Source organism: Selenomonadales bacterium (assembly GCA_018335585.1).
Lineage (GTDB): Bacteria > Bacillota > UBA994 > UBA994 > UBA994 > UBA994.
In genome coordinates this window covers 33,307-54,610 of record JAGXRZ010000010.1, presented here as the reverse complement: position 1 = coordinate 54,610, position 21,304 = coordinate 33,307, and the positions used below count along the sequence as shown (strand labels likewise).

The following is a 21,304-nucleotide window of genomic DNA, read 5'->3' as shown; positions in this document are numbered from 1 at the left end:
CCTATGGCAGCAAAATCCTGCTAAGGAAAGAACAAAAGCCTCCGTGCGGAGGCTCAGTGTAAGGACTCCCACAGGCGCCGAAAGTTTAACCACCACGAGGCTCGCCCCACCGGCGCTCCGGCTACCAGCAAGACGTAGGCTGGTTCCTGCCCCTCGGTCGTGGCCCATAAGCGCCCTACTGTTTGCCCCGCCGTGACCGGAGCGACGGTGCGGAGCAGCTCGGTTCTGGTCTCGATTGGAGCGCGGTGCCCCTTGGCGAGCAGCAAATGGAAGTCATTTGCCGCGACCGCCTCAACTACTTGGCGTGAGCCCTTCACTACAGGCACTGCACCGACGCTATCACCCTGCCTGACTACTCGGCGCCCTTCGAAATTGGCGAAGCCAAAATCCAGGAGTCTCACAATGTCGCTCCGCCGCTCCGCCGCAGAGGCGGCACCAAGCACTACCGCTATTAAGCGCAACTCACCGCGCTTGGCGGTCGAAGCCAAATTATGCCCGGCCAACCTTGTCCAGCCCGTCTTTAAGCCATCGTAGCCTAGGTAAGTCGCCAAAAGCTCGCGGTTAGTATTTGTCAGTATCGTCCTAGTGCGGGCACGTTCAAGCGTATGCGTTCTGATGGTTACAAACTCGTGCACGCGTGGGTGACGCAGAACTTCCCGTGACAGGAGCGCCATGTCCATGGCGCTGGAGTGAGGCGTACCAATGTCTAAGCCGGTGGCACTGGTAAAGCGAGTATTGGCCATGCCAAGCTCTCCGGCGCGCTCATTCATCAGGGCGACAAAGCTCTCTTCACTGCCCGCCACAAACTCCGCCAAAGCCACCGCGCTGTCGTTAGCCGACTCGATGGCGACCGAGAGAAACAGCTCCTCGAGAGTTAGTGTCTCCCCTGCTTCCAGCCAAATCTGCGAACCGCCAAAACCGGCGGCGTGTGCGCTGACTGTGACTCTATCTTCCCATTTAATGCGGCCGGCGGTCTCGGCCTCAAAAACGAGTAACATCGTCATCAGCTTGGTCAGGCTGGCAACCGGTCTGGCCGCATGCTCGTTACGCGCCAACAACACGGTTCCCGTGTTGGCGTCCATAAGCAAAGCCGCTTGCGCCCGCAGCGCTTGCTCTAAAGCAAGTGCGGGTACGCTGACAGAGGCATAGCCGGCTGTGCAAAGCGTGAGCACAAAGCACATGGCGGCGGCAGTACTGCGCAGAAACATCCTTCGCATCGGGGAGCCTCCTTGGCATGTTTTTCATAGCTTTGCCAAGCGAGGGGCTTTTAATTCCGTTCTTCGTGCTTCGTGCTTCGTGCTCAGTGGAACGGAGGAAGTGCGGCTCACCGCTCACAGCTCAAAGCTCTTCTAACGCCTAAAGACTAAAGACTAACGCCTAACCGCGCTGAGTGCCCTCTCCCCAAGCGACAAGGGACAAGCGACAAGCGACTCACACCCCTAGCGTCTTCAAAATCAGAGCAGGCGGGTTGACATGTTTGTCCCCGATGCTAATGGCATCACGCAAAGCGTGAGCTGTCGCCGAGGAGATAGGCTCCGCTGCGTACGCAGTCAACAAAGGTTGACCGAGGGCTACGCGAGTTCCTACCCTAACGTGTAGAACTATCCCCGCGCCGTAATCGATTACATCGTCCTTTTTGCGGCGCCCTGCACCGAGGTCGACCGCAAGGCCGCCTAGGGCGAGTGGGTCAATTGCGGTAATGAATCCCGCCGCTTGGGCAGTAACTGTGCGCGAGAAGCCCGCGACAGGGAGCGGCTGCGTTAAGTCCCCGCCCTGCGCGGCGACTACCTCGGCGAATTTCTTCATGGCGGCACCTGAGTCTAGCGCTTCGCCTACCTTGCGCTCTGCGTCAGCGTGGCTAAGTTCAGGATAATAGTGCAGCACCATCTCGCACGCTACCGCCAGCGCTACCGTCTTTAAGTCAGGCGAGCCGCCGCTGCCCGCGAGCACCGCGAGCGCCTCCTTAATCTCTAGGGCATTGCCGATAGCATTGCCTAACGGCGCATCCATGCTCGTCAAGAGGGCCGTAGTCGGTCGCCCTACCCTCCTACCAATATCTACCATGGCGGTGGCGAGCGCTTCGGCAGCGAGGCGTTCCTGCATGAAGGCGCCGCGCCCGTACTTAACATCGAGCACAATGTGGGTAGCACCGGCGGCGATTTTCTTGCTCATGATTGAAGTGGCAATAAGCGGTATGCTTTCCACCGTAGCGGTGACATCGCGCAAGGCATAGAGCACTTTGTCTGCCGGCGCTAACTCGGCCGAGGGGGATATAAGCGCCAGGCCGACCCGCGCTACTTGCGCCTTAAACTGCTCCGGTGTGAGGACACAGGAAAAGCCGCTGATGCTTTCGAGCTTGTCGACTGTGCCCCCGGTGTGCCCGAGGCCCCGCCCGGTCATCTTAGCCACGGGAACGCCGCATGCCGCGACCACGGGAGCTACAATTAGAGTAGCTGTGTCGCCGACGCCGCCGGTAGAATGCTTGTCCACGGCTTTTGGCAGTCCTAAAGAGATCTGTGCACCCGACGCGGCAATAGCAGTAGTGAGCTCTGCCGTCTCCCTTTCACTCATGCCCTTAAAGTAGACGGCCATAAGTAGCGCCGTCAGCTGATAATCCGGAACACCGCCGCTTACTGCTCCGTTTACCACATAGGCAATCTCGGCGGCGCTAAGTTCCTGTCCGTCGCGTTTCTTCTTGATGATGTCGTACATCTTCACGGCAAAACCTCCCCTGCCGCGCGAAACGAAGTTCCGGCGAGGCGCTCGCTAAACCCTAACACATCAAGAATGGTAGCGCCAATGTCTGCTAACGTCGTCCGGTCGCCGATACACCGGCCTGACTTCATGGCTTTAGAGTAAGCGAGGATGGGGACATACTCACGCGTATGGTCCGTCCCGGCATACAGCGGGTCACAGCCGTGGTCTGCGGCCAGAATTAGATAGTCGCTTGGCCCAAGTGTGGGCAAAAACCCGCCTAACCAGTCGTCAAACTCCTTGAGCGCACGTCCGTAGCCGACCGCGTCATTGCGGTGGCCGTAGAGCTGATCATAGTCAACCAAGTTGGTGAACACAAGTCCGCCCGGCGCTCCGCGGTAGACACTCTCTGTCAGTGCCATGCCCTCGCTGTTACTTTTGGTTTTTAAGCACCGCGTGGGACCGCGCCCCGCGTAGATATCGCAAATTTTGCCGATACCGATGACCGGCATGCCGCTGTTCGCGATAATGTCAAGCATAGTCTGCCCAGGCGGAGCCACGGCGAAATCGCGGCGGTTAGGCGTGCGGACATAGGGCCACTCGCCGGTAAAGGGCCGCGCAATAATTCGCGCCACATTGAGCTCGCCTTGCATCAGTTCCCGCGCAACTTGGCAAATGTGGTAGAGCTCCGCGAGCGGCAAAGCGGCCTCGTGCGCGGCAATCTGCATTACGCTGTCCGCCGACGTGTACAAGATGGGCGCTCCGGTAAGCTGATGCTCGCGACCGAAGTCGCGGATAATTTCGGTGCCGGAAGCAGCCACGTTGCCTAAGAACTGCCTGCCAGTGCGCTCGCCGAGGGCCTGTACGACGGCAGGCGGAAACCCGTCGGGGAAAGTGCGGAAGGGGTGTTCTAAGACGATTCCGGCCATCTCCCAGTGCCCCGTAATGGTGTCTTTGGCGGGAGAGGCTGTCATGCCCCGGCCGAAAGCACCCAGCGGCGGGCATAATGAAACAAGCCTGGGATGGGGAAGAATGGACCCCATACCAAGCGCGGTGAGGTTAGGTAGTGTCAGAGACTGGTTGTAGTCCAGTACGCTTCGCAGCGTACTGCTGCCAAGGTCTCCGTAGCGGTCGGCATCGGGCAGAGCCCCAATGCCTACACTATCTAGCACAATCAAGACGACGGTCGTGTGCATCCGGTAGCCTCCTGCCTCAGGCCCGCGGGTGAGCCTTGTCGTAAATCTCGCGCAAACGCGTGCGCGTAACGTGAGTGTAGATCTGAGTTGTACTTATATCGGCGTGCCCTAACATTTCCTGTACGGCTCTCAAGTCAGCACCGTTCTCCAGTAAATGTGTGGCAAAGGAATGCCTGAGTGTATGCGGCGACACATCGGCCTCCATACCTGTCTCTCTGACTCGCTTCTTAAGGAGCTTCCAAAACCCTTGCCGCGTCATCTGCCGCCCGTGATGGTTGACAAATAAGGACCGTACTTCGCGCGAGCGAATTAACTGGGGCCGCCCCATGACCAAGTAGCTGTCTACGGCCTTAATGGCCACAGACCCTAGCGGCACCATGCGCTCTTTCCCGCCCTTGCCTGTGCACTTGATGAAACCTGCGGACAGGTTGACGTCTGCGACCTGCAGCGAAACAAGTTCGGAAACGCGAATGCCTGTGGCATAAAGGACTTCAAGCATAGCGCGGTCCCGCAGGGCTGACGGAGTGGAGAGTGTGGGTCGGAGAAGGAGCGTCTCGACTTCAGAAGTGCTCAAGACCCGAGGCAACCGCTTCTCGATTTTAGGCGTGTCCAAGTGGGCCGCCGGGTCGGCAGGAAGTGTCCCCTCCCTGTTTAAGAAGCGGAAAAAGGAACGAATCGAAGCTAAGCTGCGCGAGACCGTAGCAGCAGACTTCCCCTGTCGCTTTAGACTGTCGAGGTAGAGCAATATCTGGCCGCGCTCCAGAGTCTCCCATGATTTGGCGTAGTGAGTGCTGACGAAGCGAGAGAACTGGCGGAGGTCCCTGCCGTAAGACTCGAGCGTGTTCTCGGCTAGTCCTCGCTCTAGCCCCAGGTAGTCTAGGTAGTCCTCAATATGCTGTTCCATAACGTTCCCCTTAAGAATAGTCTCTCTCTTAGTATTCCACACAGAGCGAGCAATTCCTTCCCCTAGATAAACAAAGACCCCCTAAACAGGGGTCAAAAGCCGTCGGTATACCAGTTGCGCAGATGTGTGAGTATGCGCTGAAACACCGTCTCGACTAGGGGTTCTTCCGCACCTGCGCCGGTACCCACAACCGGGTGGGGAGGCGGCGTCGGTGCCAACACTACATCAAGCGCCTGCCACAAGAGAGCAGTCAGCAAAATCAAGAGCGCGGCCATGCCTAGAATCTTCGCGGTACGCGCCCGCTTCCCCCGGAAGGGACCAACCGTCACCACCCACACGCCATTCCCCTCCTTGGCGCCAACACTGTTTAATACAGCGTATGCCGCCAAGGCGGGGGCTAGAACGGCTTAGTTCACGCGCATTACTTTCGCTCTGTACTCCTTTACACCCGCGGCAAGTATCTGCATGGCGTGTTTTAAATCGTCGGTGTTTAAGACGTAGGCCAAGCGAACCTCATCCCGACCCAACCCCTCTGTGGCATAGAACCCGGCGGCAGGCGCGACCATGGTAGTCGCCCCATCTAAGGAAAAGCTGCTTAGCATCCACTCCGCGAAAGCATCCCCGTCGTCGATAGGTAACTTGGCGATGACATAGAAGGCTCCCTTGGGAGGCTTGCATACGGCGCCCTCGATTTGCATAATCCCGTTATAGACTATGTTGCGGCGTTCCTGGTACTCCGTCAAAACTGCTTCGAAATAAGAATCAGGCACACTGAGAGCCCCGACGGCACCGATTTGTTCGAGTGTCGGCGGGCATAGGCGCGCTTGCGCAAACTTCATAATCGAGTCCATCAGCTGCTTATTCTTGCTCACGACATTGCCGATGCGCGCACCGCAGGCACTAAAGCGCTTGCTGATGCTGTCGGCAATAATGGCATGCTGGTCAATGCCGGGCAGAGACATTATGCTCGTATACCGTTCCCCGTCGTAGACAAACTCACGATAGACTTCGTCGGCAATGATGTAGAGGTCGTGCTCACGCGCGAGTGTTGCCAATACTTCTAGCTCGCCCTGGGTATAGACAACACCGGTTGGGTTGCCGGGGTTACTAAGCAAGATGGCTTTAGTGCGTGGGGTAATCTTCTCGACAAAGCGCGATTTACACGGCAGCCTAAACCCGTCCTCAGCCTGTGCTGTTACCGGCACTACCTTGATGTCGCCATAAACCGCAAATCCGTTGTAGTTTGCATAGAAGGGCTCAGGCACTAAGACTTCGTCGCCCGCATCGCACGTAGCGAGCATCGCAAACAGCAGGGCTTCGCTGCCACCGGTCGTCACGATAATCTCGGCCGGGGAGACATTAACACCGAAGCGTGCGTAGTACTGCGCGAGCCCCTTGCGAAACTCCAGGAGACCGTTAGAAGGGCCGTAGGCTAACACCTTTTCGTCGTAGTTCTTGATCTTGTCCCACATCTCAGCCGGCGTTTCGATGTCCGGCTGTCCGATGTTTAAATGGTACACCTTCGTGCCGCGGCTCTTAGCTTCGTCCGCGAACGGTACCAGCTTGCGGATAGGCGACGCAGGAATCTGAAGCCCGCGCCGCGATAGGGATAAACTCATAACGCACCTCCCACGTAATCTCAATGTGCTCCTATTCGCGATAGTCGACGGAAATCCTGCACCCATCCCGGTGTCTGGCAAAGGCTAGTTCGATGAGGCGGGTGATTAGCTCGGTGTAAGGCAGGCCGGAAGCCTCCCACATCTTAGGGTACATACTGATACTCGTAAAGCCGGGCATGGTGTTGAGTTCATTCACGTAGACGGTGCCGTCTTCTAGTAAGAAAAAGTCTACGCGGGAGAGGCCGGCACAGCCGAGAAGCTCATGCGCGCGCATCGCCAGTTCTCTTACACGGTGAGTTTGCTCGGGCAAAAGCTCCGCCCGCACATGCAGAGTAGATGGTTGCAAGTACTTGGCGGTGTAATCGTAAAACTCCCCGCTTGGCACTATCTCACCGGGCAACGAACTACTTAAATCCTCGTTCCCCAGCACGCTGCACTCAATTTCGCGTCCCTTAACGGCCCGCTCCACCATTACTTTATTGTCGTAACGCAAGGCTACCGCGATGGCTTGCCTGAGCTCGTCGCGGTTGTTGGCCTTATTAATGCCAACGCTCGAGCCCATGTTGGCCGGTTTGACAAAGCACGGGAAGCCTACTGCTTGTTCTACCTCTAGGTGGAACGCATCCGGTTCCCCTGTATATACTTTGCGCGAGCACCAGACAAAGTCTACTACCGGAAGACCTGCACAGCGATACAGTGTCTTTTGAAACACCTTGTCCATACCTAAGGCCGAGGCAGTCACGCCTGAGCCGACATAAGGCTTGTCAACTACCTCGAACAAGCCCTGCATACTGCCATCCTCCCCAAAAGGCCCATGGAGTACGGGGAAAATGACGTCCGCCTGCGCCAGAATGCGGGCGATAGGGCCCATATACTCGTCGCCATGCGGCTCGGGTACGGCTGTTTCGTTTGCCGCCAAGATAGAGCGGGGGTCTAGCCCGGCTTGCCAGCGCCCGCACTTACTGATGCCCACAGGCAGGGCCACGTAACGAGTGACGTCTAAAGCTGCCAGCACTGAAGCAGCCGACCGGACGGAAACCTCGTGTTCGGCAGAGCGACCACCAAAGAGGACTATCACTTTCTGCACTTTCTTCGCCTCCGCATCAGTACCTTTAGGGCAAGGCCCAGGCTAACCGCACCGGCGATTCCTAAGGCGCGAGTGGAAGTTAATAGGGGAATATGGGTCGGCACGGTAATGTTCACGCGCCCAATCTCTTGCTCTCCCTGCGTAACAACCACCTCGCCTAGCTTCGCGCCGGGGCGCAATGGTGGGAACAGGCGTGGCAGTACCCTAAGCTCAGTATTATACTCCCCTCGTTCGGCACGGGCAATCGTGCGGGTTAGCTCGCGCTCTGCCACTAAGAGCACTTGCCCCGCCAGTGGGATATCTATGACGCCGAGCGTCTGTCTGCCGCGAATGAGAACCTCGCGCAGGAAGCCAGCAAACCCATGCTCCATGAGGGCCGTGCTGTCAGACCACATTTCTGCGCCCTGGGCACCCAAGACCACACTAACTAAGGTAAGGTTGTCGCGTTTGGCAATGAGGAGCAGGCATTGCCCTGCTTCATCTGTAAAGCCGGTCTTACCTCCTACTACTCCCGGGAGGGTCCCAAGCAGCCTGTTTTGGTTTATTAGGACCCGTCCGTTAGCTAGCGTAAAGCGTTCCCGTCCTGCAATCGCAAGAAACTCAGGCAGGGTAGCCGCATGCAACCCCAGGCGAGCTAAATCCCCCGCTGTGGAAAACTGCTCACGGTCAGGTAGTCCGTGCGCATTGGCGAACCGCGAGTTAGTCATGCCAAGCTCCGCCGCCCTTGTGTTCATCATCGCCGTAAACCCGGCGAGGCTACCACCTAAGTGCTCGGCAATGGCGGCTGACGCGTCATTAGCGCTGATTAGCATGGCGGCATAGACCAGTTCGCGCAGAGTGTATTTTTCACCCGCGCGCACATGCAGTGCAGAACCGCCTACGGCCGCGGCGCGAGGGCTAATCACGACTTGCTCATGTAGCCTGCCGGACTCAACGGCTAAGACGGTTGTCAGCACCTTAGTTAAGCTTGCCGGGGCGTGGCGGGCTGTGGCCGCTCTGCTCCAGAGGGCTTCTGCTCGTTCAGGCGTGACAAGTACGGCCCGTGGGCTGTTAATGGCCAGGGCTTCTGCACTGCCTGTCATCACCGAAATCACCAGCAAGAGCGCCACAACGAATTTGGCTCTACTTCCCATAATCGACTCCTTGTTGTCGGATATGGCGGATTCCTGTCGCATTAAGTCTATTTCCCAGGCAATGTCCTAGAGCAAAGCGGCGATAGCCCTAATAAAGACAGGTGTAACGAATGCTTCGATTAGGCCCGCCGCCGCAATAAACAGCGCGACAAACAAAACGCTTACTGTGTAGTGAGCAACCGGACGCCGCTCCCTTGTCCCACGCGCCTTCTGCCCAAAGGCCATGCGCAGGGAGAACGCGATGCCCAAAGCTCCAATGACGATCAATGACGGCACCGCCAGTAGATTGTGCGGGAGAATTGCCGCTGCCGCAAACAGCAGCCCTTCCGCCTGCATTTCCACCACCAAAAAGCCTACGCTAAAGCCAATGACGAAACCGCGCAGAACGAGAACGGCAAGTATGCCTATCACTCCTACCACTATAAGACCAGAGAGCCAGAGGAAGGCCACTGCCTGCAGATTAGCTATCTGCACGCTCTGCCATGCCGCAGGCTCTATGTTTCCTACTAGTATGCCTTCAATGTACTTGTCGAGATACCCCATAAGGTCTTGTTGCTGTTTCGGCGGCATGGCCCTGACAGCCACTGCTCCGGCGACAGAACCTGCGACAAAGGCAGTGACGGCAATGCAATAGGCGAGCCACCGCTCACGGCAATGATCTAGCACAGCCCTTGGGATCACAGGATCCCCTCCCTCTCCTTGGACACTACTACAATGGTATGCGCCAAGGAGACGCGAAGATTACCTTTCGGCGGCTTGTTGTCCGCGCTCGATGGCCGCGAGGTTAACGGCCACCATGTCTTGGCGATGTGCCGGCAGCGCTTTTTTAAGCGCCGCGACCACGCAGTCCATAGGAACCAGGTCGGTAACTTTGAGCAATGCCCCCAGCGCAACCATATTGGCTACTTTCACGTTGCCCAGCTCGTCGGCAATGTGGTTAGCCGCCACTGGTACTACCGTAATATCGCTGCGGGTGGGAGGCGTACTGATAAGCGATTCATTGTAGATAAGCACGCCGCCGGGTCGCACTGCGCCTTCAAACTTGTCGAGCGACGGGCGATTGAGCGCCACCACGGCATAAGGCTGTGCCACAACCGGTGACCCCACTACCTCATCCGCGACAATAACGGTGCAGTTCGCGGTGCCGCCGCGCATTTCCGGCCCATATGAAGGCATCCACGACACCTGTTTGCCATGCACCATACCTGCGTACGCCAAGAGCTGTCCCATGAGCATTACGCCCTGTCCGCCGAAACCCGCCATCACAACTTCATAAGTCATTTTTTCGCACCTGCCTCGACGTCCTTGTACTCGCCTAACGGATAGTACGGCAGCATGTCTTTCGTCACCTTATCTAACGCCTCAAGCGGCGTCAGGCCCCAGTTTGTCGGGCAGGTAGAGAGCACCTCGACTAAGGTAAACCCTTTCCCCGCGATTTGATACTCAAACGCCTTCTTAATGGCTCGCCGCGCGCGCACGATGTTTGGCACACTGTGTACGCTGACGCGGGCGATGTAGGCAGGGCCATCTAGGGTGGACAACATCTCCGCGACCTTAATGGGGAAACCCTGCTTTCTGGTATCGCGCCCGTAGGGCGAGGTTGAGGTCTTGTCGCCTGGCAAAGTCGTGGGTGCCATCTGGCCCCCCGTCATGCCGTAGATGCCGTTGTTGACAAAAATAGTAGTGATGTTCTCCCCGCGAGCGGCAGCGTGGACAATCTCGGCGCAGCCGATGGACGCGAGGTCGCCGTCGCCCTGATAGGTAAAGACCACGCCGTCGGGAACCACTCTCTTAATGCCTGTAGCCACGGCGGGGGCACGGCCATGCGCCGCCTCTTGCATATCGCAGGCAAAATACATGTAGCCGAGCACGGCACATCCCACGGGAGCCACTCCGATGGCACGGTCGGTAAACTTAAGCTCGTCCATAACCTCGGCAATCAAGCGATGAATAATACCATGCGTACAGCCCGGACAGTAGTGGCTCTGCATATCCACCAGAGATTCGGGACGCGCGAAAACCTTCGCCACTACCTAGCACCCCCTATCACTTTCAAGCACTCCGCGCTAATCTCCTCAGGTGTCGGCACCATGCCGCCCATGCGCCCGTAGAAGTGCACAGGCTTAGCGCCGTTAACTACCAGCCTGACGTCTTCAACCATCTGCCCTGCACTCATCTCCACCGTGAGCAGAGCTTTGACTTGAGGCACGAGTTGACCGAGGGCCATAGTCGGGAAAGGCCAGAGGGTGATCGGCCTAAAGAGGCCCACTTTAACCCCTGCTTGACGCAGACTTGCCACTGCGGTCTTGGCAATGCGAGCCGTAGAACCGTAAGCGACAATAACTACCTCGGCATCCTCGCAGTGGAGCATTTCTGCTCTCTGTTCTTCGCGCTGCATGCGGGCGTACTTTGCCTGCAGGTGCAGGTTGTGCTTCTCAAGGCCCGGTGCGTCTAACACTAACGAGTTAACGATGTTCTTGCCTGGGTGATGGCGCATGCCTGTGGTGGCCCAAGTCTTAGGCGGCAGCTCACGACTTTGCAGCTTGCGAAATTCCACCGGCTCCATCATCTGCCCAAGCAGGCCATCGCCTAGGATTAACACCGGGTTACGATACAAGTCTGCCAAATCGAAGGCCTCTGTCACTAGGTCAACTGCCTCCTGCAAATTAGCGGGCGCGAACACCAACAAGCGGTAGTCTCCGTGCCCGCCGCCCTTCACCGCCTGGAAGTAGTCGCCTTGGCTCGGCTGAATGCTGCCTAACCCGGGGCCGCCGCGCACGATGTTGACGATTACCGCCGGCAGTTCCGCACCGGCGAGGTAGGAAATGCCCTCCTGTTTGAGACTAATTCCGGGGCTAGAGGATGAGGTCATAGCTCTTGCGCCGGCCCCCGCAGCTCCGTACACCATGTTGATAGCGGCAACTTCGCTTTCGGCTTGCACGAAGGTGCCTTCCACCTGCGGCATGCGGCGAGACATATACTCCGGTAACTCGTTCTGCGGCGTAATGGGGTAGCCAAAAAAGAAGCGGCATCCAGCCTGAATGGCTGCTTCCCCAATCGCCTCATTTCCCTTCATTAAGACACGTTCGCCCATGTGAAGCCTCCTATCTCTCTACTTCAATGACGGCATCAGGACAGATGCGCGCACAAGCCGCACAAGCTATGCACTTGTGCATTTCGATGACCATTGCCGGGCGAAACCCGCGGCGGTTAATCCGGTCGGCCATCACGACAATCTTGACCGGACAGACTGCGGTGCAGAGCTCACAGCCCTTGCACCTTTCTTCGTTGAAAGTTACTTTTGCCACAGCGTGAACCTCCTCGTTATTCTAAAGGAAATCGGTAGTCAAGTACAAAGGAAGCACGGCACTTGCCGGCCACTTCTCGTTGACCGCAGGCATAAGCGACGGCACGCAGCAAGTAAACGCCGTGGGGATGCCCGTTTCTGCATACAGCTCATCGAGCAGGCGCCTCCCCCGTTCGAGGTGAGCTAGTTCGGTGAACGACATGAGGTTAGCGTTATTGACAAAGGCTGTAACCTTAAGGCGCGACTTTTCTTCGATGAGCTTCTGTAGCACTAAGACTTCTTTGACCGTCTGCGTGTGCGGTCGGTAGGGATTGACTACCATAAGCACATCATGCTGTTCTGCTACAATCTCGCGGCTGTAGCGCCCAAGTGCGGTTGCACCGGCGGGGTCACCTCCTACGTCAATGACCACCTGTTTCTCGCGGCTGTAGATACTGCCGCTTACCGCAGCAGGCAGCGCCGGCAAATCAGCGTGGCGTATCCACGCCGCCGGTGCCACGATATCGACGTTGCGCTTAGAAAGCTCTAGGGCTTGGTCGCGGCTACGAAAGTAGGGGTTGACAATGTCGAGATCGATTAACTCCACAGGTGTGGAAGCTGCACTCCGCGCTCGCTTGAGTAGGCTTAGGTTAATGGCAACTTCCGTTTTGCCGCTACCATAGCCGCCCACAATAACCGATATCCGGTTGAGAGCGGGTTCATTCATAGTCTTTGGCTATCTCCTCACCGCGCAGAACGCGTAGTCCTCCGGCGCATAGTGCCGTCATCTCGCCCTCACCGGGCATAACCTCCACGGGACCGATAAAGGAAATAGCTTCTTTTATCCACGGCACTAGGTAGGTATTGTCGAAAGCTAGCCCACCCGTCAGGATAATGACGTCCACCTTGCCCGAGAGAACTGACGCCATCGCCCCAATCTCTTTGGCTACCTGATAGGCCAGCGCCCTAAACACCAAGCCCGCATAGCTGTCGCCGGCTTCCATGCGGCGCCGCACTTCGCGCCCGTCGTTTGTGCCGAGGTACGCGACCAAGCCGCCCTGACCTGTGATCATCTTCTTAATGTCGTCGTGGCTGTACTTACCGCTATAGCATAGTCTGGCGAGGTCGCCGGACGGCAGGCCACCGCTGCGCTCCGGTGAAAACGGGCCTTCGCCGTCAAGTGCGTTGTTTACGTCAATGACCTTACCCCGGCAGTGAGCGCCGACTGAGATGCCTCCGCCAAGGTGGGCTACTATCGCGTTAATATCGCGGTAGTCCTTCCCCTGCGCAGCCGCAAAGCGCTTGGCCACAGCCTTTTGGTTGAGCGCGTGAAATATACTGCGCCGCGCGATTTCGGGGTGGCCGGAAATACGCGCTACGGGCTCCAATTCATCTACTACCACTGGGTCGACAATAAAGGCCGGTATGCCTAACGTATCGGCTAGGTCACGCGCGAGCAGACCGCCTAAGTTGCTGGCATGCTCTCCTCGCTTGGCCTCCTTGAGGTCGCGCACCATGGCGTCTGTTACGCGGTAGGTGCCGCTTGGGATGGGCTTGAGTAAGCCCCCCCTGCCTACTACCGCACTCAACCGCTTAATATCAAACCCTCGCGAGGCCAAGAACTCGGTGATGACACGCCGCCTAAAGGAGTACTGGTCTCCGATGCGTGGGAAAGGAGCAAGCTCCTCCGTGCTGTGCGAGAGCGACTCGTCTATGAAGAGCTCTTCACTTTTAAATACCGAGATTTTAGTCGAGGTTGAGCCAGGGTTAATACATAGCTGAAAATACTCCGTCATGAAGCATTCCCCCCCGCTACAACCGATGCGCAGGCAATGGACAGCAGCTTAGCCTCCGGGCTGTCGGAGCGGGAAGTAAGCACAATGGGTGCGGCAGCTCCGGCGATAATGCCGGCGACTTTGGCTTGCGCGAGATAAACCAATGTCTTATAGAGAATGTTTCCTGCCTCGATGTCCGGCATCAGCAGTATGTCCACATCGCCGGCAACGTCGGACTTAATTCCCTTGTGTGCGGCCGCTTCGGCGCTGATGGCGCCATCAAAGGCAATCGGTCCGCTGACGATGCAGTTCACAATCTCCCCACGGTGAGCTTTATCCGCTAGCTCAGCCGCGTCTACGGTAGCCTGCATTTTAGGATTTACGACCTCCACGGCACAGATAGGCGCTGCCTTCGGCAGAGTGACGCCTAGCGCGCGCGCCACTTCCACGGCGTTTTGCAGAATCTCGGCCTTTTGTGTTACGTCCGGCGCAATGTTCTGCCCCCCGTCAGTTAGGAACAACAGCTTGTGATAGGTCGGCACCTCAAGCACAGCGACATGACTGAGCACCCTGCCTGTCCTAAGCCCCTGTTCCTTATCTAATACAGCCCTCAAAATGTCGGCCGTACTAATGAGGCCCTTCATTAACATATGCGCGCGTCCCTGCCGTACCAACTGCACTGCTTCGCGCGCAGCCTGCAGGTTGTCCGGCAGGTTGATTACTTCCATGCCCTGTAAGTTGTATCCGTGTGCGGCCGCAATGGAGCGGATTTTGGCTTCGTCGCCGACGAGTACTGCCTCGGCGATACCCGCCTTGTGCGCGTCGCACACGGCAGCGAGCACTTCGGCATCTGCCGCTACCGCCACCGCCACGCGGCGTACCGGACCCTGTTTAGCGGCAGCTAGAATCGCAGAAAAGCTGTTCAATAGTGGGACCCTCCTTTGTATTGTAGCGTGTCGCTTGTGGCTTGTAGCATGTGGCTTGTCGCTTGTCGCTTGTGGGAGCCTCCAGCCGCCAGCCACCAGCGGTGAGCGTGAGCTGTACGCTGTAAGCTGTACGCTGTACGCTGTACGCTGTAAGCCCCCCTCAACCAGCAGCCAGGAGCCAGCAGCCCTCCGTTCTACGAAGTGCTAAGTGCGAAGTGCTAAGTGCAAGGTCCTAGTACTCCCTCACTTCTTCCTCGCTGGCGAGGACGCGGCAGGCACCTTCAGCTAACGCTAACATTTCGTCTTCTCCGCGGTAGACAATCATGGGGGCGATAAAACCGACATAACCCGCAATAGTGTTGCACATTCTGTCAGCGTGCGCAAGTCCCCCCGTAAGGACTACGGCGTCGACTCGTCCCTTTAGCACTGTAGCCATCGCGCCAATTTCTTTGGCAATCTGATACGCCATAGCGTGCATCACCAGTTCTGCCTTAGCATCTCCTGTCTCGGCGAGCCTGTACGCTTCCCGCGCATCGGTTGTGCCGAGGTAGGCCACCATACCCCCTTGCCCGTTAAGTTGGCGCTTCATTTCTTTGGCTGTATACTGCCCACTAAAGCACAGTGCGGCTAAATCACCGGAGGGAAGGCCACCCGTGCGTTCCGGCGAGAAAGGCCCCATTTCATTGGCGTTGTTCACGTCAATGACGCGGCCGCCTACCATAGGCCCGACGGAGATGCCGCCTCCCAGGTGAGCTACTACAAACCTGCTGTCGGCATACGCAATGTTGAGTTCGTTAGCTGCGCGCCTCGCCACAGCTTTCATGCTGAGTGCATGCGAGAGGCTCTTGCGTTCGAGGAGCGGATGTCCCGCAATGCGCGCGACAGGCTCAAACTCGTCTACCGCTACCGGGTCTACAATAAATGAAGGTAGCCCGAGCGGATCAGCTATCGCTTTGGCCAACAAGCCACCAAGGTTAGATGCGTGCTGCCCCTGCAAACCCTGTCGCAAGTCTGCAACCATCGCTTCATTGACGGCATAGGTTCCGCCTTCTGAAGGCCGCAGCAAACCACCCCTGCCGACGACGGCGTCAAGTCCCGCTGCTACCTCGTTGTTTCCCATGAACGACATCACCGCGTCTAAGCGCAAGGGAAACTGGTCCATAATCTCCGCATATGCGGCGAGTGAGTCTGCAGAATGCGTAAGGTTTTCCTCCGCCTCTAACGCGTTCCCGATATAACAAGCCACTTTGGTTGACGTGCTGCCTGGATTTATGACAAGCACCTTAAATTTATGCAAGCGGATGCCTCCTTGTGCTAGCGTGTCGCTTGTGGGAGCCGCCAGCCGCCAGCCGCCGGCCGCCAGCTGTGAGCGGTGAGCGGTGAGCTGTGGTAATCGTGAATCATGAATCGTGAATCGTGAACTGAGGGCACTCAGCGGTCGGCACTCAGCACTCAGGGGGGCTAGGCTTTAGGCTTGAGGCTTGAGGCGTTAGAAGAGCCGTGGGCCGTAAGCTGTAAGCTGTAAGCTGTAAGCCTGACGAGGTAGAAAGGTACAAGGTAAAAGGCTAAAGGGCAACGGGTACCACTGCGATACCGCTCTACTGGGCACTGGGCACTGGGCACTTCCCTCTACCAGGAACCAGGAGCCAGCAGCCCTCCGTTCTACGAAGTGCTAAGTGCTAAGTGCTAAGTGCGCTCGCCCTGCGCTCTCCCTTCTCTATTCTTCTCGCCATGCACAAAACCTTTTTAGCGAAAATTACGTGATTGCACGCAAAAAGAGGGCTTATTAGGCCCTCTTTTGTTCCTATCCCGCGCGCTCAAGGCGCAGTCTATCCGCCACCATGGCGATGAACTCACTGTTAGTTGGCTTGCCGCGGCGATGGTCCACGGTAAACCCGAACATCCTGTTTAGGGCATCTACATTGCCGCGACTCCAGGCTACCTCTATGGCGTGGCGGATAGCGCGTTCCACACGGCTTGGCGTCGACTCGTGGTTCTCGGCAATCATGGGGTAGAGAATCTTAGTTACTGCGCTAAGCAGCTGCATTTCCTCTGCCACCATGGAGATAGCTTCCCTGAGGTATACGTAGCCGCGGATGTTAGCTGGAACGCCGAGCTCGTGCAGGAAATCCGATATCTTAATCTCGAGATTGCGGTTAGCGCTTCGCTGCTGTTCGAACTGCAGGGGAGAGGCGGCCACACCGTTGGTGGTCAACTGATGGATGCGCTGGGCGAGGGTTTCGAGGTTAAAAGGCTTGAGAATGTAGTAGCTCGCGCCAAGCTCTAGTACTCGCTTGGTCATTTCCTCGTGCCCAAGCGCGGTCAGCATGATGGTCTTTGGCATGGCACCTCCGGCCACCACCGCCGGCAAGCGCTCTAAGACACCGATGCCGTCCAAATGGGGCATAATAATGTCAAGCACGCATACGTCCGGTTTGACGGAGTTGATAAGCTCTAGTGCTTCCACGCCGTTATGCCCTACTCCCACCACTTGGAACTCCGAACGCTTGGAAAGAAACTCGTGCAGCAGGTCGCAGAAGTCGCGGTTGTCGTCTACAATCAAAACCTTGATTCTCTCACCCAAACCTAATCTTCCTCCTCAGTCCCGAGCAAACACTTACACTATTCTTTCAACAACTTGCCAACCTTCTCCTGCTTCCCTCGCACAATTTTTCTCAAGATGCACGGAAAAACCGCCGATAAAAGAAAGTTGGGGCGTGCTCCTCGCGCCTCTCCAAGAGGTCGGACTCACGAATCATCCACTCGATAAAAACCCCATACCCTCGCGCCGGGTCGTTGACGAAAACATGCGTTACCGCGCCGACTAGTCGCCCTCTCTGTATAATCGGGCTGCCGGACATGCCTTGCACAATTCCGCCAGTTTTTTGCTGCAAACGCGGGTCTGTGACGCGAATCACCAGCCCTTTCCCTAAGGGCGCATGCTGCAGGCGCGAAACGCGCTGAATCTCAATCGCAAACCGCTCTACCTGCTCGCCCGCGATAACAGTCAGGATTTCGGCCGGCCCTTCTTCGACTTCATCTCGCAGCATAATTGGCATCGGTGATGCCCCGGCGGTGATGTCCTGCAGCATATGGCCGAATATGCCAAAGGGGGTGTTTTTCAGAACTGTCCCTAGGGTGGTCTGTTCATCCACGAAGACGCTTCGCTTCTCTCCCGGTGCGCCTCTTCTGCCAGCCTGAATAAAGGTGACTGTTGCGCGCACGATTCTACCGCTGCCAAGCGCGATCGGTTGCCCGGTATCGGGATCGGCGATCACGTGTCCGAGACCGCCAAAAGTCATAGATTCGCGGTCGACAAACGTAAGGGTGCCGATACCTACCGCCGTGTCGCGCACGAATACACCTAAGCGATACTTGCCGGTTTCCCGACAAGCCTGAGGCACCGCTCGGAGCGTCGTCTCAGCCGTGCCGCGCAGCACAGAGAGTTCTACCTCTTGGTTGTGCCTGCCGCGCTCGTCCACTAGCCGCGCGATGGTCGCCCCGTCAAGCTCCGTGTGGCCGTTAAGCGCCGTAATCTGGTCTCCAAGGCGCAAACCTGCCTCCCTGCCCGGCGAAAAAGCCCCGGCATCGTTGTTGATTGTCGCGAAGCCTACCACTAGGACGCCTCGCGAGCGCAGCGATACACCCACGGAATGGCCGGAGGCGACCAGCGAAACCGACGGCAACACCTGCAAGGAAAGTCGCCGTATCGTCACGCCAAACAAACTGAGCCGGAGCTCTGCGCTCCCGGGCCTAAGCGGCTGGAAGGATAGCGGTTCCGCTAGGCTAAACCTGCGCACTGACGGACCCACCTCCGCGCCGTTGACTTTAAACAAGTCGGCCTCGTTAAGCGACAAATCAAGACCAAAGGGTAGCTGTAGAGGGAGGGCGAAACCTACGCCCTCTGTAACGCGCAATAGAGGGGGCAAACCAAAGAAACTTTTCGCTTGCGGGCTTAGGCAGACCGCAAGCACTAACGCCGAAAGAAACCATCCCAACAGCGCTTTGTACTTTCGCCTGCGCATCGGTGCACTCCTTTCGTGAAGTCGAATCTGTCTCTAAGTTAACCTAGCCGCAAAGTCGCTATCCCCGCTAGTTAACATAACAGAACGAACTACCACGATTGGCATGTCTCTGAAAAGTGCTATGGACGCATCGTTCTCCTTAAAAGAAGCTCTTCGGCGTGTTCTAAAGCTGCGGCAGTCTCTCTGCCGCCGAGCATACGGGCGAGCTCGCGTACCCGCGCTTGGTCAAATAGGCGGTCTATGCTGACAACCGTCCTCTCTCCCTCATCTTCCTTGCGCACGTAAAGATGATGCTCGGCGAGCGCGGCAATCTGGGCGAGATGCGAGACACACAGAACTTGCTTGTGTCTGCTCACCGCCGCGATTTTTTCTGCGACGGCAAGCGCAGCCTTCCCGCCCACACCGCTGTCAATTTCGTCGAACACCAACGTGGGAATGTCATCGAGCTGACTGAAGACGGCCTTTAGAGCTAGCATCACGCGCGATATCTCGCCGCCTGAGGCAATTTTCGCGAGCGGCCTCGGTTCTTCTCCTTGGTTAGCCGAAAAGAGGAGCTCCGCACTTTCCGTGCCGCGCGGATTCATTACGCCTTTGTGCGGTGTGAAGGCGACAGTAAGCTGTCCGCTCCGCATACCGAGCTCCCGAATGTTCTCTTCTGCTAGGCGGCAGAGCTCACGCCCTCGTTCTTGTCGCAAAGCACAAAGCTCCGCGGCGTACCGGGCGTAGCGCTCTTGTTGCGCCGTCATGCTCTGCCTAAGCGCATCTGTACGCGCGGCGGCATCATGCAGGCGTTCTAGGCTTTGCTTGGCTTCCTCGCGAAAGATGCACACTTCTTCGAGTGTGCGACCGTACTTTCGCTTGAGTTTGGCAATGAGTTCAAGGCGTTCTTCAATCTCTTCTAGCCTTCCCTGGTCAAAATGAAGTGACTCCCTGAGCTCGCTTAGCTCGCGTACGGCATCTTGCAGCAAATATCCGGCCTGCTCAAGTTCCTCGCAAACACTTTCTAGGGCAGGCGAAAAGCGCCGCACTTCCTTAAGCTCCGCTAAATTGCGCCCCAAACAATCGGAGACGGCGCGCCCGCGGCCTCCACCACCGGAGAGTTCGGCGTGACAACGTTCAATCGTGCCGCGCAAGCGCTCAAAGCCAAGCAAGGCTTGTCTCTCACGCTTTAGGTCGTCTTCCTCGTCAGGCCTAAGTTTCGCTGCGTCAATCTCCTGCACTTGGAAGTTTAGCAGGTCAAGCAGGCGGATACGCTCGCTTTCACTGGCGGGGCTATCCTTGAGCTCGCGCTGACACGCTTCGAAGGCTGTGACTTCGCGCGCGAGCGCGTCAAGTAACTCGGCTGCCCGTACACCGGCAAACTTGTCGATTAGCTGTTGTTGCGCGACGGGCGAAAAGAGGGATTGATGCTCGTGCTGACCGTGCATGTCGACTAGGTATGCTCCAAGTTGTCGCAGTAAACCTTGCGTGACGCTTTGCCCGTTGACGCGGCAGCCTGTACGCTTTTCTGTAATCTCACGCGTCACTATAAGTTCACCCTCGCTAAGGAGGCCGTGTGACGCTAAGAAACTCTCTATTTCCGGACGCTCTGTACGAAACACGCCCTGTACAATTGCCCGCTCACAGCCTGACCTGATCATATCTGCCGATGTCCGCCCGCCTAGCAAGAGCGACACTGCGTCTACGATAATGGATTTTCCGGCACCGGTTTCGCCGGACAGCACGGTTAGGCCGGGCCCGAGTTCGAGGCTCAGCTCTTTGATTACGGCAAAGTTTTGTACAAACAAGCGCTCAAGCATTTGGCGAACTCCTTACCTCGGTCAGTTTGTGTCGGAGCACGTCATAGAAGCTGCGTGGCGCCACTTTAATCAGGCGCGTCACGATATCCGCTCTTTCAATTATTACCTCATCATTCGGCAGAAGCCGAATACCCTCCTGCCCGTCAAGCGTAAGTACAATGTCATCGTGGACAGAGTGCAGGTGAACGCGTATCTTCTCGCGCGGCGAGATAACTGTCGGACGCGCCTGCAGCATGTGGGCACAGATAGGGGTAAGCAGCATTAACTGCATGGCAGGGTCAGCAATGGGGCCGCCCGCCGAGAGGGAATAAGCCGTTGAACCGGTAGGGGTAGCCACAATTACGCCGTCGGCCGGAAAAGTCTCTAGGTAGCTTTTGCCGATGTGAATCTCTAGCCGAATCATGCGCGCAAACGCACCCTTGGTGACTACGCAGTCGTTAAGCGCAAAGGCTTCTTGCAGAGGCGCGTTACTCCTGACTACGGTAGCCTTAAGCATCATGCGCTCCTGCAGCCGGAACTCTCCCCTGACAATCATGCGCAGCGCTTCGGTAACGCTTTTCTCCTCTACTTCAGTTAAAAAGCCAAGGTGACCAAGATTCACCCCCATCAAGGGAATGCCCCAGAAAGGCCAGCGCCGCGCTACCGACAAAAGTGTGCCGTCGCCGCCTAGCACGACGATGGCCGAGCATGCTTCGGCCATTTCTTGCTCTAAGTATCCGAGTTCCTCTCGCTCGATTTGGGCCGCTAAGCTGATAGGCAGCATAACTTCTTGCCTAAGTGCCGTAAGTTCCGCAAGTATCTGCCGCGTAACGGCCACCGTGTTGTCTTTATCTAGGTTGGCGATAATCCCGAGGGTCAAC

General features: G+C 57.2%; 21 protein-coding genes. All 21 read right to left on the bottom strand.

All coding sequences use genetic code 11. The features are described 5' to 3' along the window. Nucleotides 1-53 precede the first annotated feature (53 nt). The 21 genes from KGZ66_01240 to KGZ66_01140 all read right to left on the bottom strand — a co-directional run bounded on the left by KGZ66_01240 (nucleotide 54) and on the right by KGZ66_01140 (nucleotide 21,303). A complete protein-coding gene (locus tag KGZ66_01240; protein ID MBS3984223.1) occupies nucleotides 54-1,217 on the bottom strand; it encodes a D-alanyl-D-alanine carboxypeptidase in 1,164 nt (387 codons plus the stop codon). 214 nt (nucleotides 1,218-1,431) lie between these two features. Next, the gene (locus KGZ66_01235; GenBank protein ID MBS3984222.1) at nucleotides 1,432-2,718 is read right to left on the bottom strand and encodes a thymidine phosphorylase; all 1,287 of its coding nucleotides are present in this window, start codon (nucleotides 2,716-2,718) and stop codon (nucleotides 1,432-1,434) included. Next, nucleotides 2,715-3,890 carry a phosphopentomutase gene (locus KGZ66_01230; GenBank protein MBS3984221.1) on the bottom strand — a complete coding sequence of 392 codons (1,176 nt, stop codon included), beginning with the start codon at nucleotides 3,888-3,890 and terminating at the stop codon, nucleotides 2,715-2,717. Before KGZ66_01230 ends, KGZ66_01235 begins: the two co-directional genes overlap by 4 nt. Nucleotides 3,891-3,906: 16 nt before the next feature. Continuing rightward, complete coding sequence (gene xerD / locus KGZ66_01225) at nucleotides 3,907-4,794, bottom strand: site-specific tyrosine recombinase XerD (GenBank protein ID MBS3984220.1); 888 nt, start codon at nucleotides 4,792-4,794, stop codon at nucleotides 3,907-3,909. Between the two features lie 92 nt (nucleotides 4,795-4,886). Next, entirely contained in the window at nucleotides 4,887-5,132 is a 246-nt protein-coding gene (locus KGZ66_01220; GenBank protein MBS3984219.1) for a hypothetical protein, read from the bottom strand. 69 nt (nucleotides 5,133-5,201) lie between these two features. Continuing rightward, complete coding sequence (locus tag KGZ66_01215) at nucleotides 5,202-6,413, bottom strand: pyridoxal phosphate-dependent aminotransferase (protein MBS3984218.1); 1,212 nt, start codon at nucleotides 6,411-6,413, stop codon at nucleotides 5,202-5,204. A gap of 31 nt (nucleotides 6,414-6,444) precedes the next feature. Continuing rightward, nucleotides 6,445-7,500 carry a D-alanine--D-alanine ligase gene (locus tag KGZ66_01210; protein ID MBS3984217.1) on the bottom strand — a complete coding sequence of 352 codons (1,056 nt, stop codon included), beginning with the start codon at nucleotides 7,498-7,500 and terminating at the stop codon, nucleotides 6,445-6,447. Next, nucleotides 7,488-8,675 (bottom strand): D-alanyl-D-alanine carboxypeptidase, encoded by a 1,188-nt coding sequence (locus KGZ66_01205; GenBank protein MBS3984216.1) that lies wholly within the window; start codon nucleotides 8,673-8,675, stop codon nucleotides 7,488-7,490. The genes KGZ66_01210 and KGZ66_01205 overlap by 13 nt, the downstream gene beginning before the upstream one ends. 24 nt (nucleotides 8,676-8,699) lie before the next feature. Then, on the bottom strand, nucleotides 8,700-9,314 hold the full coding sequence (gene spoIIM, locus KGZ66_01200) for a stage II sporulation protein M (GenBank protein ID MBS3984215.1): 615 nt from the start codon (nucleotides 9,312-9,314) through the stop codon (nucleotides 8,700-8,702). Between the two features lie 60 nt (nucleotides 9,315-9,374). Continuing rightward, nucleotides 9,375-9,914 carry a 2-oxoacid:acceptor oxidoreductase family protein gene (locus tag KGZ66_01195; GenBank protein MBS3984214.1) on the bottom strand — a complete coding sequence of 180 codons (540 nt, stop codon included), beginning with the start codon at nucleotides 9,912-9,914 and terminating at the stop codon, nucleotides 9,375-9,377. Continuing rightward, the gene (locus KGZ66_01190; protein ID MBS3984213.1) at nucleotides 9,911-10,624 is read right to left on the bottom strand and encodes a 2-oxoglutarate oxidoreductase; all 714 of its coding nucleotides are present in this window, start codon (nucleotides 10,622-10,624) and stop codon (nucleotides 9,911-9,913) included. Before KGZ66_01190 ends, KGZ66_01195 begins: the two co-directional genes overlap by 4 nt. A gap of 38 nt (nucleotides 10,625-10,662) precedes the next feature. Then, a complete protein-coding gene (locus tag KGZ66_01185) occupies nucleotides 10,663-11,727 on the bottom strand; it encodes a 3-methyl-2-oxobutanoate dehydrogenase subunit VorB (protein MBS3984212.1) in 1,065 nt (354 codons plus the stop codon). A gap of 10 nt (nucleotides 11,728-11,737) precedes the next feature. After that, a complete protein-coding gene (locus KGZ66_01180; protein MBS3984211.1) occupies nucleotides 11,738-11,941 on the bottom strand; it encodes a 4Fe-4S binding protein in 204 nt (67 codons plus the stop codon). Nucleotides 11,942-11,962: 21 nt separating this feature from the next. Continuing rightward, nucleotides 11,963-12,646 carry a hypothetical protein gene (locus tag KGZ66_01175; protein ID MBS3984210.1) on the bottom strand — a complete coding sequence of 228 codons (684 nt, stop codon included), beginning with the start codon at nucleotides 12,644-12,646 and terminating at the stop codon, nucleotides 11,963-11,965. Continuing rightward, entirely contained in the window at nucleotides 12,639-13,715 is a 1,077-nt protein-coding gene (gene buk, locus KGZ66_01170) for a butyrate kinase (protein MBS3984209.1), read from the bottom strand. Before buk (KGZ66_01170) ends, KGZ66_01175 begins: the two co-directional genes overlap by 8 nt. Next, a complete protein-coding gene (locus KGZ66_01165; protein MBS3984208.1) occupies nucleotides 13,712-14,641 on the bottom strand; it encodes a phosphate butyryltransferase in 930 nt (309 codons plus the stop codon). Before KGZ66_01165 ends, buk (KGZ66_01170) begins: the two co-directional genes overlap by 4 nt. 211 nt (nucleotides 14,642-14,852) lie before the next feature. Beyond that, the gene (gene buk / locus KGZ66_01160) at nucleotides 14,853-15,923 is read right to left on the bottom strand and encodes a butyrate kinase (GenBank protein ID MBS3984207.1); all 1,071 of its coding nucleotides are present in this window, start codon (nucleotides 15,921-15,923) and stop codon (nucleotides 14,853-14,855) included. Nucleotides 15,924-16,424: 501 nt separating this feature from the next. Beyond that, nucleotides 16,425-17,204: a sporulation transcription factor Spo0A gene (gene spo0A, locus KGZ66_01155; GenBank protein ID MBS3984206.1), complete on the bottom strand. Its 780-nt coding sequence runs from the start codon at nucleotides 17,202-17,204 to the stop codon at nucleotides 16,425-16,427. A gap of 91 nt (nucleotides 17,205-17,295) precedes the next feature. Next, nucleotides 17,296-18,645: a SpoIVB peptidase gene (spoIVB, locus tag KGZ66_01150; protein ID MBS3984205.1), complete on the bottom strand. Its 1,350-nt coding sequence runs from the start codon at nucleotides 18,643-18,645 to the stop codon at nucleotides 17,296-17,298. Nucleotides 18,646-18,764: 119 nt separating this feature from the next. Next, on the bottom strand, nucleotides 18,765-20,444 hold the full coding sequence (gene recN / locus KGZ66_01145) for a DNA repair protein RecN (GenBank protein ID MBS3984204.1): 1,680 nt from the start codon (nucleotides 20,442-20,444) through the stop codon (nucleotides 18,765-18,767). Further along, nucleotides 20,437-21,303, bottom strand: coding sequence for an NAD(+)/NADH kinase (locus KGZ66_01140; GenBank protein MBS3984203.1), 867 nt, complete (start codon nucleotides 21,301-21,303; stop codon nucleotides 20,437-20,439). The genes recN and KGZ66_01140 overlap by 8 nt, the downstream gene beginning before the upstream one ends. Nucleotide 21,304: the final 1 nt, after the last annotated feature.